At 47.3% G+C, this 14,322-nt stretch carries 12 protein-coding genes; 5 read left to right on the forward strand and 7 right to left on the reverse strand.

The window, feature by feature from the left end:
• Positions 1 to 56 precede the first annotated feature (56 nt).
• The 4 genes from AC5YBZ_RS03360 to AC5YBZ_RS03375 form a co-directional block, all read right to left on the reverse strand.
• Positions 57 to 347, reverse strand: coding sequence for a hypothetical protein (locus tag AC5YBZ_RS03360; protein WP_494520008.1), 291 nt, complete (start codon positions 345 to 347; stop codon positions 57 to 59).
• A gap of 360 nt (positions 348 to 707) precedes the next feature.
• Positions 708 to 2,090: an NAD(P)(+) transhydrogenase (Re/Si-specific) subunit beta gene (locus AC5YBZ_RS03365; protein WP_494543406.1), complete on the reverse strand. Its 1,383-nt coding sequence runs from the start codon at positions 2,088 to 2,090 to the stop codon at positions 708 to 710.
• A 6-nt stretch (positions 2,091 to 2,096) separates the two neighbouring features.
• Positions 2,097 to 2,372, reverse strand: a complete 276-nt coding sequence (locus tag AC5YBZ_RS03370) for an NAD(P) transhydrogenase subunit alpha part 2 (RefSeq protein ID WP_248977486.1) — start codon at positions 2,370 to 2,372, stop codon at positions 2,097 to 2,099.
• Positions 2,372 to 3,544, reverse strand: a complete 1,173-nt coding sequence (locus AC5YBZ_RS03375) for a Re/Si-specific NAD(P)(+) transhydrogenase subunit alpha (protein ID WP_475515910.1) — start codon at positions 3,542 to 3,544, stop codon at positions 2,372 to 2,374. Before AC5YBZ_RS03375 ends, AC5YBZ_RS03370 begins: the two co-directional genes overlap by 1 nt.
• Before the next feature lie 331 nt (positions 3,545 to 3,875).
• Between AC5YBZ_RS03375 and AC5YBZ_RS03380 the strand changes: the two genes are divergently transcribed.
• The 5 genes from AC5YBZ_RS03380 (at position 3,876) to AC5YBZ_RS03400 (ending at position 10,987) form a co-directional block, all read left to right on the forward strand.
• Entirely contained in the window at positions 3,876 to 5,660 is a 1,785-nt protein-coding gene (locus AC5YBZ_RS03380; protein WP_494520005.1) for an assimilatory sulfite reductase (NADPH) flavoprotein subunit, read from the forward strand.
• A 92-nt stretch (positions 5,661 to 5,752) separates the two neighbouring features.
• Positions 5,753 to 7,450, forward strand: coding sequence for an assimilatory sulfite reductase (NADPH) hemoprotein subunit (cysI, locus tag AC5YBZ_RS03385; protein WP_494520004.1), 1,698 nt, complete (start codon positions 5,753 to 5,755; stop codon positions 7,448 to 7,450).
• Complete coding sequence (locus AC5YBZ_RS03390; protein ID WP_494520003.1) at positions 7,443 to 8,195, forward strand: phosphoadenylyl-sulfate reductase; 753 nt, start codon at positions 7,443 to 7,445, stop codon at positions 8,193 to 8,195. Before cysI ends, AC5YBZ_RS03390 begins: the two co-directional genes overlap by 8 nt.
• Positions 8,196 to 8,774: 579 nt before the next feature.
• Complete coding sequence (locus tag AC5YBZ_RS03395; RefSeq protein WP_494543407.1) at positions 8,775 to 10,493, forward strand: hypothetical protein; 1,719 nt, start codon at positions 8,775 to 8,777, stop codon at positions 10,491 to 10,493.
• Between the two features lie 80 nt (positions 10,494 to 10,573).
• Positions 10,574 to 10,987, forward strand: coding sequence for a DUF3010 family protein (locus AC5YBZ_RS03400; protein ID WP_494520001.1), 414 nt, complete (start codon positions 10,574 to 10,576; stop codon positions 10,985 to 10,987).
• 3 nt (positions 10,988 to 10,990) lie between these two features.
• On the opposite strand, the gene AC5YBZ_RS03405 is transcribed toward AC5YBZ_RS03400, so the two are convergent.
• The 3 genes from AC5YBZ_RS03405 to AC5YBZ_RS03415 all read right to left on the reverse strand — a co-directional run bounded on the left by AC5YBZ_RS03405 (position 10,991) and on the right by AC5YBZ_RS03415 (position 14,159).
• Positions 10,991 to 11,509 (reverse strand): peroxiredoxin family protein, encoded by a 519-nt coding sequence (locus AC5YBZ_RS03405; RefSeq protein WP_494521660.1) that lies wholly within the window; start codon positions 11,507 to 11,509, stop codon positions 10,991 to 10,993.
• Between the two features lie 100 nt (positions 11,510 to 11,609).
• Positions 11,610 to 13,190 carry a hypothetical protein gene (locus tag AC5YBZ_RS03410; RefSeq protein ID WP_494520000.1) on the reverse strand — a complete coding sequence of 527 codons (1,581 nt, stop codon included), beginning with the start codon at positions 13,188 to 13,190 and terminating at the stop codon, positions 11,610 to 11,612.
• 42 nt (positions 13,191 to 13,232) lie between these two features.
• Entirely contained in the window at positions 13,233 to 14,159 is a 927-nt protein-coding gene (locus tag AC5YBZ_RS03415; protein ID WP_494519999.1) for a phospholipase A, read from the reverse strand.
• Between the last annotated feature and the right edge of the window lie 163 nt (positions 14,160 to 14,322).

Consider the following 14,322-nt stretch of genomic DNA (forward strand, 5'->3'; position numbering starts at 1 on the left):
AGCTCGCTAGAGCAAAACGCGCCGATGTCTCAAGGGCAAGTTGCACCACTGATACACTATAACTGTTGCCGTGGTGGGCGACGCTCACGCAATATCACATTGGGGTTAAAGTCGATATCACCTTCATCATTGATGGTCACCAACTGATCTTCCTGTTTGGCTATTGCTGTGGAGGTGTTTGGGGTGCGTCTAACAAACAGTAGCTGGTAGCCGAGTTTGGCTAAAGTGTAGAACGCAAACCGCTGCGCATTAGTGAGCCTATCCCAATGTTCATCTGATTTAGCTTGAGAAAGGCGTCTATCTTCAGTCGATAACAGTGGATGTTTAAGTGCGATCTCTTGCAACATAATCTTCCCCTTAGGCAATAGAGAATGAGTATCGATGTCATGTGATAAATGTCATGCAGTACGTGACGCATATAATCAGAAGATTTTGGCTTTAGCAAGTTAAAGCTCAGTTTGTTACATTTGCTCTGTGTTAATGGCAGATGGTGTATATTAATTGCAGAGGCTAAGACTTAGGTGCCGATATGTGCGGGGTATCGAAAGCGTGGCCGACAACGTTGCTGACACACGGTATAACCTACGCCTATTTCGGGCTAAAAGCTGGTCGTATTTTTAGCCAATAAAAAAGACCGCTTATGCGGTCTTTTTAACGGCTGTCTTAGATAATGTGGCTAATCCCTATGGGGTTAACCTATACCAATATTAATCAGCTTCTTTCAAACTTTGGGTTAAATCGACAATGGCCTTTTTACCATCGCCAAATAACATCAAGGTGTTATCTTTAGCAAACAGCGGATTAGGTAAGCCGGCAAACCCTGGGCTGAGAGAGCGTTTCACCACGACCACTGTGCGCGCCTTATCGACGTTTAAGATAGGCATGCCGTAAATTGGGCTGCCTTTATCCTCGCGTGCCATGGGGTTGGTCACATCGTTTGCGCCAATTACAATCGCCACATCGGTCTGCTCAAACTGAGGGTTGATCTCATCCATTTCGATTAACTGCTCGTACGGCACTTCGGCTTCAGCTAAGAGTACGTTCATGTGCCCTGGCATACGGCCAGCAACAGGGTGAATCGCGTAGAGCACTTGAGCGCCGCGAGCTTCTAGCACTGAGGCGAGTTCGCGCACCGCGTGTTGCGCCTGCGCCATTGCTAAACCATAACCCGGTACAATCACCACGCGCTCGGCGGTTTCTAGCAGCATCGCCACTTCTTCTGGTGAAGAGGAGGTTACCTTGCCAGCATAAACTTCGTCGGCATCGATAGTTTCGCCGCCCTCGGCCATGACGCCAAATAGGACGTTAAATAGTGAACGGTTCATCGCCTTACACATGATCTGGGTCAAGATGATGCCAGAGGCCCCAACCAGTGAGCCCGACACAATCAATACCGTATTACCCGTGATAAAGCCGGTTGTCGCCGCCGCAATACCCGAGTAGGAGTTCAGCAAGGCAATTACCACTGGCATATCGGCGCCGCCGATAGGCACCACTAAGAACAAGCCCAATAATACGGACACCGCGACGAGCGCATAGATTAGCACCGTGTTGCTTGGGTCTAGCACTATGGCGACTGACAAACAGATTGCAGCGATTAATAAAGCGGCATTAATCACTTTATTGCCTGGTACTTTAATTGGGTTGCCTGAGATCAACTCTTGTAACTTAGCAAAAGCAACGAACGAGCCTGACAAGGTAACCGAACCTATGAGTACCGTTAAGGCAATTGAGATCAGCGCCACGATATGGGTGGCCGAGTCAGGGTCAAGGAAGCTGGCTAAGGCGATAAACAGCGATGCACCGCCACCAAAACCGTTAAGCATAGCGACCATTTGAGGCATGGCGGTGACTTGGATTTTAGTGGCCATCAAGGCCCCAATGGTTCCGCCTAATAGAATACCAGCAATGATCCACTCGTAGCTTAAAATGCTTTGATTGAACAAGGTCACGACCACGGCTATAAACATACCTAAGGCCGATAACTGATTACCACGTACAGCGGTGCGTGGTTTAGTTAACCCTTTAATGCCTAAAATAAACAGACTCGCGGCCACGAGGTAGGCGAGATAAATAATCGTCATACTCATGTTGGCTTATTTCCTTTTAAACATGGCAAGCATGCGATTGGTAACCATATAGCCACCGACCACATTAATCGTGGCAAGTACCACAGCGATAAATCCTAATACGTTAACCCAAACACCTGCGCCAGAACCGGCCGACAGCAATGCGCCTACCAGTGAGATGCCCGAAATGGCATTAGAGCCAGACATTAACGGGGTATGCAGGGTTGGTGGGACTTTAGTGATCAGTTCCACCCCAAGAAAAACGGCCACCACAAATAGGGTGAGTAGTAATAAAATTTCCATTATTGAGCCTCCTCTGGCGCAGCAATGTCGGGCATGCCCAATAGCGAGCGGATCCGGGCGTTAACCACTTCTCCTTGATGCACGACAACTGTATCGCGCACGATTTCATCATCAAAATCTAAATGAAGTTGGCCGTCATTATCGACGAGCAATTTCAGTAGGTTTTCAATGTTGGTGCCATACATTTGACTGGCGTGGGTTGCGGCTGTGCCTGGTACATTCGAAGGACCCAAGATCGTGACGCCATTATGCACAACGGTTTCATCGAGGCGGGTCAGCTCACAGTTGCCGCCAGTTTCGGCAGCCAAATCGACAATGATAGTGCCAGGTTTCATCCCCTCGACCATGGCTTTAGTGATAAGCACTGGCGCCTTGCGACCAGGAATGGCAGCAGTGGTGATAACAATATCTTGTTGTGCTAGCACATTGGTCATGGCTTGCTGTTGGCGCTTAATAAAGTCATCACTTTGCTCGGCAGCATAACCGCCTTTGGTCTCGGTGTTTTCAGTTTCCAGATCCAGCTCGACAGGCTTGGCACCGACAGACAGAATTTGTTCGCGCGCGGCGGGGCGAATATCATAAGCTTCCACCACGGCGCCAAGGCGTTTAGCGGTCGCACATGCCTGTAGGCCTGCTACACCAACGCCCATGATAAAGGCACGGGCCGGTTTTAAGGTGCCTGCAGCCGTCATCATCATAGGGAACATACGCGGTGCTTTATGGGCGGCCAGTAGTACCGCTTTGTAGCCAGCGATCGTCGCCATTGACGATAGAATATCCATGCTTTGGGCGCGCGTGATGCGTGGTACGAGCTCAAGGGCGATAGCTGTGGTGCCCGTTGCGGCAAGCGCCGTGGCGTTGTCTGGGTGAGCTAGGGGATCCATCATGCCGATAAACAGTTGGTTAGCTTTAGCCAGCGTTTTGATTTCATCAAATTGGCTGCCTTTGCAGTTAACCACAGTGATGATGTCAGCCTGCTCAAACACTTGCTCGCGGGGGGTGATAATAGCTCCGGCTTCCTGATATTGTTGATCGCTAAAACCTGCGCTTTCGCCAGCGCCGCTTTCGACAAGGATTTGGAGGTTTTTTTTGATTAACCGAGTCACGTTTGCCGGAATCAACGCAACGCGTTTTTCATCGGCTTGGCTCTCTTTTAGTAGACCTAGTTTCACTGAGAAACCTCTTAGTTAGGGACAGACGTCGTTATTAAAGTTGACTCATTATTGTGGCGAGTCTATTAGCATACACAAGCCCGAATTTTTCATATTTGGCTTTTTACCACTGGTCAGAGCAAAAAATTTGCGCTAGACCACAATTTCTTATTTTAAATTCTGTGCTTAACTACCCATTTTTTACGATTTTGATTCGCCACCCTCACTTTTGTAGCTCAATTAATGCGCTCTGCATATTCCAAAAAGATATTAAAAATCATATTTTATTCTTTTTTGCTTTTCAAGTAAGGCTCTAAGCTAGGTCTATTACACTGATATAGGGCCGTCCTTCATGCTGTTAAAAGAGCTTTCATCACTAGCTTCTCCACTGTCTCAAGGACAGGTCGATAAGCTAAAACAACTCACGAGTGAACTTACTGCGGTGCAACTGGCGTGGGTGGGCGGCTATCTGTCGGCGACTGCCGAAGTGGCGAGTCATGCCATCAATACTGCCAGTGCGCCAGAGCAAACCATCACTATTCTCTATGGTAGTCAAACAGGCAATGGCCGAGGTGTTGCGACCGACTTGGCTGAAAAAGCCCAGGCACAAGGCTATGCCGTTAATCTCGTTTCTATGGCCGACTACAAGGTGCGCCAGCTGAAACAAGAGACCTTACTACTTGCCGTGGTCAGTACCCATGGTGAAGGCGAAGCCCCTGATGATGCCATTGAGCTACACCAGTTTTTAGCATCGAAACGTGCGCCGCGTTTAGAGCAGCTTAATTATGCTGTATTAGCGCTCGGTGACTCGAGTTACGAGTTTTTCTGCCAAACCGGTAAAGACTTTGAGCAGCGCCTTGCCGCGTTAGGTGCTAAATCGATTGTGCCGCTAACTGAGTGTGATGTCGATTATGATGTGGCTGCGAGCCAATGGCAGCAGCAGGTGTTGACTGCCGTTAAGCCGTTAATCTCGGCCTCTAGCGCGAACGTGGTCTCAATAGGCGGTGTCAGTAGCGCCACTGCAGCAACTTACACTAAGCAAAAACCCTATAGCGCCGAGGTGCTAGTGAGCCAAAAATTGACCGGGCGTGATTCAGACAGAGATGTGCGCCATGTTGAGATTGATCTCGCTGACTCAGGGCTCAGTTATCAAGTGGGTGATGCACTCGGGGTATGGTTTAGTAATTCAGATGCCTTGGTTAATGAGATTTTGAGTGCCTTGTCCCTCGATGGCGCAGTGCAGGTGACGCTTGCTGAGCAAAGCCTGTCGTTTTTTGAGGCGCTTAAAGATAAGCGCGAATTAACCCAGCTTTACCCTGGACTGGTGCAAAGCTGGGCACAACTAAGCGGTGATGAAGCATTACTGGTAATTAGCGAAGACCGAGAACAGACGCGTCAGTTTGTGCTCAATCATCAACTTGCCGATCTGGTTGCTCTGTATCCGGTTGATATTACCGCTTTCCAGTTGGTCGAGTTATTGCGCCCAATCACGCCGCGCCTCTATTCGATAGCATCGAGCCAAGCCGAGGTGGACGGCGAAGTACATCTGACTGTGGCATTGGTTGCGGATGAGCGAGAAGGTGTTGCCCGTTTTGGCGGCGCGTCACACTTTTTAGCGACCGCAGCAGAGGGTGCAGCAGTTAAGGTCTATGTTGAGCCGAACAACCACTTTCGTTTGCCTGATAATCCAGAAACGCCTGTGATTATGATAGGTCCTGGCACCGGTGTGGCCCCTTTTAGGGCCTTTATGCAGGAGCGTGCCGTACAAGGGGCGGCTGGAGAAAGTTGGTTATTCTTTGGTAATCCGCACTTTGAGCAAGACTTCCTGTATCAAACCGAGTGGCAGCAATATCTTAAAGAGGGCACGCTAACCCGCTTTGATTCGGCTTTTTCGCGAGATCAGGCGCACAAGGTTTATGTGCAGCATCGCATTGCTGAGCGCGGGGAGGCCTTGTGGCAGTGGTTAGAAAAGGGGGCTCACCTCTACGTGTGTGGCGATGCCGAGCGAATGGCTAAAGATGTGCATCAAGCTCTGCTTGATGTGGTGAAGCAATATGGCAGTAAAGATGAAGAGGCGGCCGCAGCATATTTAGAGCAACTTCGCCGTGATAAACGTTATCAAAAAGATGTTTATTAATCGACGTATTACGCATTTTAGCTAAAAAACCACTTAAAGTAGCGAAACGTGCATCGGCAGCGCCCGGGCACTTATAGGGAAAGACAGTAGCCATGAGCGAACAAAAATTATCAGTAAATGAACACCTAAAGACCGACAGTAACTATTTGCGCGGCACTATCGAAGAGGGGCTAGATACCTCATTGACTGGCTCGTTCAGCGAAGGTGACCAGCAACTGATCAAGTTTCATGGTTTTTATCAGCAAGATGACCGCGATCAACGCAATGAACGTAAAGCGCAAAAGCTAGAACCTCTTTACAGTTTTATGTTGCGTGCTCGAGTGGCGGGTGGGGTGTGTACGCCGAAGCAATGGTTGGGGGTCGATAAAATTGCCTCAAACCTCACCAGCTCAAATAGCATTCGTCTTACGACGCGTCAGACGTTTCAGTATCACGGTATTCCTAAGCGTAATCTTAAAACGCTAATTCAAGATTTGGACAAAGAAGCGCTAGATTCAATCGCAGCTTGTGGTGACGTCAACCGCAACGTGATGTGTAATCCCAACCCGGTAGAGTCTAAGCTGCATCAGCAAGCTTTTTACTGGGCCAAGCAGTTGTCGGATAACTACTTGCCGCGTACTAAAGCTTACGCCGAGATATGGTTAGGTGATGACAAGGTGGCCGTCAGTGAGGGTGATGAAGTAGAGCCTGTGTATGGCAAAACGTATCTGCCGCGTAAATTTAAGATGGCGGTGGCGGTACCGCCCGATAATGATGTCGATGTCTACACCAACGACCTTGGCTTTATCGCCGTAGCTGAAGCGGGTGAGTTAATTGGTTTTAATATGGTGGCAGGCGGCGGTATGGGATCAACCCATGGCGAGGTTGCCACCTTCCCGCGTCTGGGTGATGATTTTGGCTTTATTAAAGCGGAAGATTGCCTTAAGTTTGCCGAAGCGGTACTTAAAGTGCAGCGTGACTGGGGCAATCGCTCCGATCGTAAACAGTCACGCCTTAAATACACCATTGTAAAACATGGATTTGATGCCTTTAAAGCTGAAGTTGAAAAGCGTGCTGGCATTAAGTTTGAGCCTAAACGTGATGTAGTGATCGGCGATCGCGGCGATCGTTATGGTTGGATAAAAGGCGTTGATGACCAATGGCATTTGACCCTATTTATCGAAGGCGGTCGGATTAAAGATCTACCGGATCAGCCGTTGCAAACTGGACTGCGTGAAATTGCCTTGGTACACAAAGGGGATTTTCGTATGACCTCTAATCAGAACATCATCATCGCGGGTGTTGCCGAGGCAGATAAAGCACAGATTGAAGCGATTGCGCGCCGTCACGGTTTGATGGGCAAGTTGATCAGCGAAACCCGTGGTCATTCCATTGCCTGCGTAGCATTGCCGACTTGTGCATTAGCGATGGCAGAAGCGGAGCGTTACTTTCCTGATTTCTTGACCAAAGTTGAAGCGCTGCAGGAAAAGCATGGTTTTCTCGACCAAGGTATTGTTATTCGTATGACGGGGTGCCCTAATGGTTGTGCTCGTCCTTTTGCGGCTGAAATTGGCTTGGTTGGTAAGGCTCCCGGGCGTTATAACCTCTATCTTGGTGCCAGTTTTGAAGGTACGCGATTGAATAAGCTTTATCGAGAGAATATTCAAGAGACGGAGATTTTAGCCGAACTCGATGCCCTGTTTGCTCGCTATGTCAGTGAGCGTGAAACGGGAGAAACCTTTGGTAACTTCACTGTGCGTGTCGGCGTAGTGAAAGCGGTATTAGATGCCGCCAGGGATTTTCATGGATAAATTAATGATATCGCCAAACCAGTTACAGGCGCTGATTGGCGCACCTAAAGTAGAGCAACAAGCTGAATTAGCAAAGATAAATGAATACCTTGTGACTCTTACAGCGGCCGAGCGCGTCCTGTGGGGATTAGCCTATTTACCCGGTGAGCATGGTTTGTCATCCAGTTTTGGCATTCAGGCGGCAGTCATGTTGCATCTGGTCAGTCAGGCTCAGAGTGATATTGCGGTGATCTTAACCGATACAGGTTACCTGTTTCCTGAGACTTATCAGTTTATAGATCAATTGACCGAGCGCTTGCAACTTAACCTTAAGGTGTACCGAGCGCCAATGAGCGCCGCTTGGCAAGAGGCCAAATTTGGCAAATTGTGGGAGCAGGGGCTCGATGGTCTAGAGCAGTATAATCGCATCAATAAAGTGATCCCGATGCAAAATGCACTACAAGAGCTTAATATTGGCACTTGGTTTGCGGGGTTAAGACGCACCCAAGCCAGCACTCGTGAAGCTTTGCCTATTTTAGCCATTCATGGCGAACGTTATAAATTACTGCCCATAGTCGATTGGAGTAATAAAGATGTGCATCAATATTTGATCGCACATCAATTACCCTATCATCCGCTGTGGGAGCAAGGTTATGTCTCAGTAGGTGATACCCATTCTACCCAACCCTTAACACTGGGAATGACAGAAGAAGAGACACGTTTTAATGGCTTGAAGCGGGAATGTGGCCTGCATTATGAGATTTAGGTGTTATGGGATTGGTGTATAACTGCTGGTGTTTTTTTAGGCGCTTAGATTGTAGCTATCATCATGATAGTTAAGCTAATAAGACGTTAGTCTTAATACTTTTTCATGCTTTATGCACTTTTTTTAAACATGGTTATACACAGGCTGGTGATTTGTTCTATAGTTGTAAGTTCCCGTAGATGGTTTTGATAGTTTGTCTGGATTTTATTCCGCTGGGGTAGCGTAACTTTTATCTTCCTTATAAAAAGGTTACCAGCAGACAGGGCAGCAATTCGATACCAACACGTCACTGCGAAACTTGATTGGTTTGCTAGCGCTTGCTAATTATCGCTTAGGCCCTGGATAGTCCGGTGTGGCTATCCAGGTGTCTGGGACTGTTATTCACTTATGTGGCATCGCCTGTTTATCTTCTTTCTTGTGGTATTTTCACCTGTTCAATTGCTTGATACGCCTAACTAGTCCAATAGTCATTTCCCTTTTTATTCATCCATATAGTACTATCTGTACACTATTTTTTTGTACCAGCCAAAGGCGGTGACAATGTCTTGGCGGATCATCGATATTTAAAGGGAGTTTTTAATGAAGAAGGCATTAGTGGCCGCGGCCGTGATCGCTATTGGAGCCGGTGCTTACTGGGTTTCGCAACAAGAAGAGCCGCAGTCACATAATGCGACGTTGGCCTATATTCCTGCCGATACTCCTTTGTTTTCTGCACAGTTTAGTCCGTTTCCTATCAAAGATTACATCGACGCTATTCCTGAGGCGCAAAAGCAATATCCTGAAGAATTACGCGAGTTGATGCTTGAAGAAGATGATCCGCGCGCGAAGTTTGTTCTCGGATTATTGAATCGCTACATGGGGAGTATTAAAGATGGACAGACCTTTATCGATACCTTTGGTTTACCGCAAAATATCACCAGCTATTTTTATACCTTAGGCGCACTTCCTGTTCTTAAACTTGACGTTGCAAAGCCTGAGGCGATTTGGGCGCTGTTAGACAGCCTCGAAGCCGAAAGTGGCTTAATGCATGACATGCGCTCCTTGGGTGATGTTAATTACCGCGCCTATCCATTGATGGATAAAGGGGATACTGAGCAAGTCGATCTGGTGGTCGCTATCAATAATGACATGCTGACCCTAACCTTATCCACCAACTTTAGTGAGCCGATGTTGTTGGAAACGGCCTTAGGGGTAAAGGCGGTGACCAATCCTATTAGTGATACCAATATTATCGATGACGCTATTGCTAAACACGGTTTTTTAAAGGATGGATTAAGTTATATCAATCATCAGGAGTTGGTGAAGGGCATTACCACTCGTGACGGCAACCAATTGGCTAAACAGTTAACTCGTCTCTTTGCCATGGCTGATGAAGATCCCTTTATCGAATTGCGCTCACAAGTGTGCCGCGATGAGTTTAATGGTATCGCCAACAACTGGCCTAAAACCGTAATGGGGTACACAGAATTTGAGTTAACCAAGCAGCAGACCACTATGGGCATTAGTACGGTTATCGAAAGTCACAACCAGGTGATTATGGGCGCGTTGCAACAAGTTCGTGGTTTTTTACCTACTTATACTCAAGATATTTCAAGTAGTGTATTTTCTATCGGTTTAGGCATAGATGTCGCTCAGTTTGTGCCTGCGATGACAAAAGTGTGGGACGACCTGCTTACGCCATCCTATCAGTGTGAACCTCTACGCCAAATACAAGCTGAGATGGAAGGTCAAAGTCCAGCCATGTTAGGTATGTTTACAGGGATGGCCAATGGGGTTAAAGGGTTGTCGATGTCGCTTATTAACTATGAGTTAAATGAAGCGGCGGCGGATTTTGAGATTAAAACCTTGGATGCTATTGTGACGCTGTCGGCAGATGACCCCGCCATCTTGTTTAATATGGTGAAGCCATTTGCACCAGAATTAGCCAATATTCAACTCCCTAAAGATGGTAGCCCCGTTGATTTAAACAGCGCGCTGCAATTCCCGCCTTATTATGGCTTTACCGTGAAGATGGCCCTTAAAGGTAATCATTTAGCTCTCTACAGTGGTGATAAAAGCCAACAAATTGCAGATGGATTAGTCGAGGAGGCGTTAGCGAGCAACGGGTTATTGCGCCTATCGGCCGATTACGCCAAGCTGTTTACGCCGATGATGACGTTAATGGAGATCAGTGGTGAGCCTATCCCTGAAGAGTTAGCTAGCCTTAACGATTACCGTATGAAGGTAAAGGTGGATTTAGATGTTAATGCTAGAGGCATAGTGATTAATTCATTGATGCAGACGGCAAACGACAAGTAAGCCATTAATCGATTTGAGCCCTCCCCCAGTGGTGAGTCACCAGGGGGAGGGCTTTTTAGTTTTTACAGCAGGTGAATATTGTGGTGATAACAGGTGTGTTTTTAAAGGGGAATGAAGCTCGTTTAGTGAGTGTTGAGGGGACGCGTGCAGACCATAGGGTGTTAGTAAGTAAAATCAATAAACTGGCTATTCCTAAGGCTCCTACCGCAGAGGATATTTCGCTGTTTTGCGCCGCCTTTGGGGCGTATTGTCAGCAACATAATGTGGCGCAATTAGTGCTTAATCGCCGCGCAACAACTGGACAAGGTGCTGGTGGCGCAGGCACTTTTATCCTTGAGGGAGTGTTATTGACTATCGCTAATGTGCCATTGAGCTTGGTGCATCCGGCGACACTTAAAGCAACCGATAAGCGAACTGCTGAGTTGAAGGCTGATAAGCCTAAAACGGTTGATTTAGGCAAGGCCTACGACCTTGCCTTCGAAGGGTTAAGTTAAGGCTTAACTGCGTTTCTCTACGCCTAGCTCAGCTAAGGTGGCGGCGATATCTTCGGCTGCGCTGGCAGGGTTGATATCGTCATCAATTTTTAAGATAGTACCGTCCTTTCCAATATAAAAAGTCACTCGGCTGGCGACTCGCACTAAATTAAGCACATCAAAGGCTTTAGCCGTGGCTTTTGTCGGGTCGCTTAACATGGGGAAATCGGCTTTTTGTTCTTCGGCAAACTTTTGGTTATCTTCAAGATCATCGACACTGGCCATCATATAAACGGCGTTATATTCCCGAATAAGGTGGCCTTTTTGCACCAGTGATTTGCACTCTAATGTACAGCCGTGAGTATTAGCCATGGGATACCAAGCCAGCACCAGCGTTTGTTTGCCTAAATAATCTTGTAGTTGGTAGAAATGACCGTCGGTTGCTTGCAGCCTAAAGTCTGGTGCTTTATCGCCTACTTTTAAATCGGTTGCATGGGCCAAATTGATGCTGGCTAGGCCGAGGAACAGGACGCTTGTGAGCATCCTAATATGGGGCCATCGGCTCGATAGGGTGTTGATTAGTGTCTTCATGTTATTGCTCCTTTTTTTGTGGACATTAGGCGATTGCTAGAGGGCTTTCTGGTCATTCTAGAGAGTCTTTGCTGGCGTATAAATCGATGAGCGAGATGATCGAATTGCGCCATAACATGGCGTCTGTATTGGTTAAAATATCAGGATAAGTTGCTAGCCCTGATAACTGTTGGCCGAGCATATCATAAATGAGGCTACTGCTAATGCTCACCTTAATATTGCTGTTGGGTAACGTAATGAGGTGATATCTATCAAAGCTACCGCGAGTCGGCTCACCGATTAATAGGGTATTTGCCCATTGCTGGGCAAAATAGGCTACCCACTGGCATTGCTGACGACAGTCGGGGCCAATCAATAATACTAGCTGTCCCGCTTGAGCCATGGGGGATGTTAATGGTGTTAGCCAAGCGGGCTCATATTGAGGCATCTGATGTGCGTCTGGTGGATAGGGGGACAATTTAGGCTGAGTGAGCCTTTGTTGGGCAAATGTGCCGCTTGGCAATCTCGCTCGGCTGGTCGCTGATGTTGGCGCACTACTGGGCCATTTACGTGCATGCCATTGACTAAAGCGAGTATCAAACTGGCTACGGATCTGTTGGCTGGCTTGGTTTACCTGCTGTTGTTCATCGGTGGGGAGGTTATCATAGGCAACAAATTTCAATTGCGACAAATAATCGCTGCGCAAGTTTGGCGCTCGTCGATAACGGGCAATGGCGTAAAGTGCTGAAGCCGTGTCTACATTGGCTTGTAAGTTGTGCTTGCGATAGTGTTGCGCCAACCCAGTTAACAGTTGATCCCCATGGCCATAAGCATTACGTAAATCTATGATGGTTAGCGGCGTTGATAACGACTGGCTGAGCGCTTTTTGCAATGGACTATTGGGAGTGAATTTACTTAAGTCATGTAGGCTAAATTGACCGCGGACTGCATCATAGTAGCCCTCTGTTTTTAGTGCTGTTGCAGGCAAGATTTGAGTCGAAGATGGTAATGGCAGATTAAGCTGGCGGATATGCTGTTGCAGATCACTCAAGGTGATGCGTACATGGTCGCTATGCTCTATGCCTATCTCTTGTCTCAGTAGCGAAATATGGTGTAGCAGTTTGGCTTGCTGATCAGGCTGTGATTGCTGTGATGGTGCTAAAAACCGTTGCCAAGCATCGACCCAGCGGGCAATGGGCAGGCCATCAATATGAGTCACTAAAGGGTGTTCGCTATCGATTAGCCTATTGTCGTTATTGAGTACTCGCCAGCCATCGTTACTGTGTTGAAGATGAATGGGCAGCTTAGCTGCATTATTTACATCAGATATGCGACTAGCAATATCATCGAGAGGTGCTAATACATTATGTAGCTGCATGGCAAACTCACTGCGCTTGACGGGCAATGTGCTCTGCTCGGCCAGCCTTTGAGCCCGCTCGCTAATGAGTGTTAATCGCTGCGGTGCAATAGCGGCAAATGAGGAGTGTTCGGCTAATTGTTGCTGCAAAAATTGTAAATCGTCACGGATCTCTTTACCTGTTAACAGCGCCTTAGGTGGCTCGTTTCGCAGTGCGATAAACGTCAGTTGCAGGCAGCTAATAAGCATGATTAATCCAAAGCCATTGATGATGGATTGATGACCGAATTTCATCATGCTGATGGTTTATCCTCTCGTGCTGAACCCACACTCAGGCCGTTATAAAATGTCGTTTATGGAAAAGCCAATCCCAATTCTATTGGTGTGTGAGTTATAGTCTAATAGGCTCTCGCCATAGCCGTTAAAGTACTGCGTATACAGTCTTAGGTTGCCGACGATGGGGTAACTCCAAGTGACTTCCACTGCGCCATAGTTAGGATTATCTAAGTTGTTACGCAGTAGCATACTAAATCTATGTTTATCTAACCCGTACACCGCGTGTAATTCAACATTACCCATATAATCAGTGATATCGGGGTTGTCGTCGCCTCTTGCCGATGTGGGCGTCTCTTTGGCGTCTTCAGGAATACGCCACCACACCTTGGCGCTCAATGCAAAGGGGCCGCTGTCAAAAACCATAGTACCGTAGATACGATTCCAGCTACGGGAGAGATCACCTGTTTGGCCATTGGATTGATGCACCGCGCCGATCCCCCACAGCGAGTTAGTTAGCGGGCCAATTTTCCAATCATTATTGAACAGCATAAATACTTCGGGTTCATGATTTGTTTCCCGAAACGGTGATGAAATCTCTTTATTATAGACCTGCCAATAAGATTGATTGGTATAGGCAAAAAACAAGTGGCCATTATCGCCAAATACGTTGTACATCAGCGGAAACTTGAAGCTAATTTGAAATTTAGCTTCCATTTTATCTATATCGGCGTCGGAATTTTCTATCTCTTCTTTAAAGGGCTCGATATTGGGACTGGTGTTATAGGTGAAAGGTAAGATGTAATTGACCTTGTGCGGGGTGATCACAAAGGGTAAGTCGGCGGTTGCCAATTCCACCTTTATCCTCTCATCAACCAATGAGTCGCTTTTTGAGGGAGAGGCGATCTCTGGTTTGTCTGCGCTAAAGGCTGGCGTAGCGAGCGTAAGTAATCCAAGTAGAGGCGTCCAATAACGACACTGAGATATTTTCATCCATGTGTTCCTTTTAGCATATGCGCTTTGAGCATATGAGATCATGTGGCTATAACAGTAAAAGCTAGATCTGTTTTAACATTTGACTCGCCACACTGCATCTTTTATCTGCGCCGCGACGGTTTTTGCTACCGTCATAGGTTCTTTTCGATACATTCTTAAT

The sequence above is a fragment of the Shewanella sp. 553 genome, from assembly GCF_059338375.1.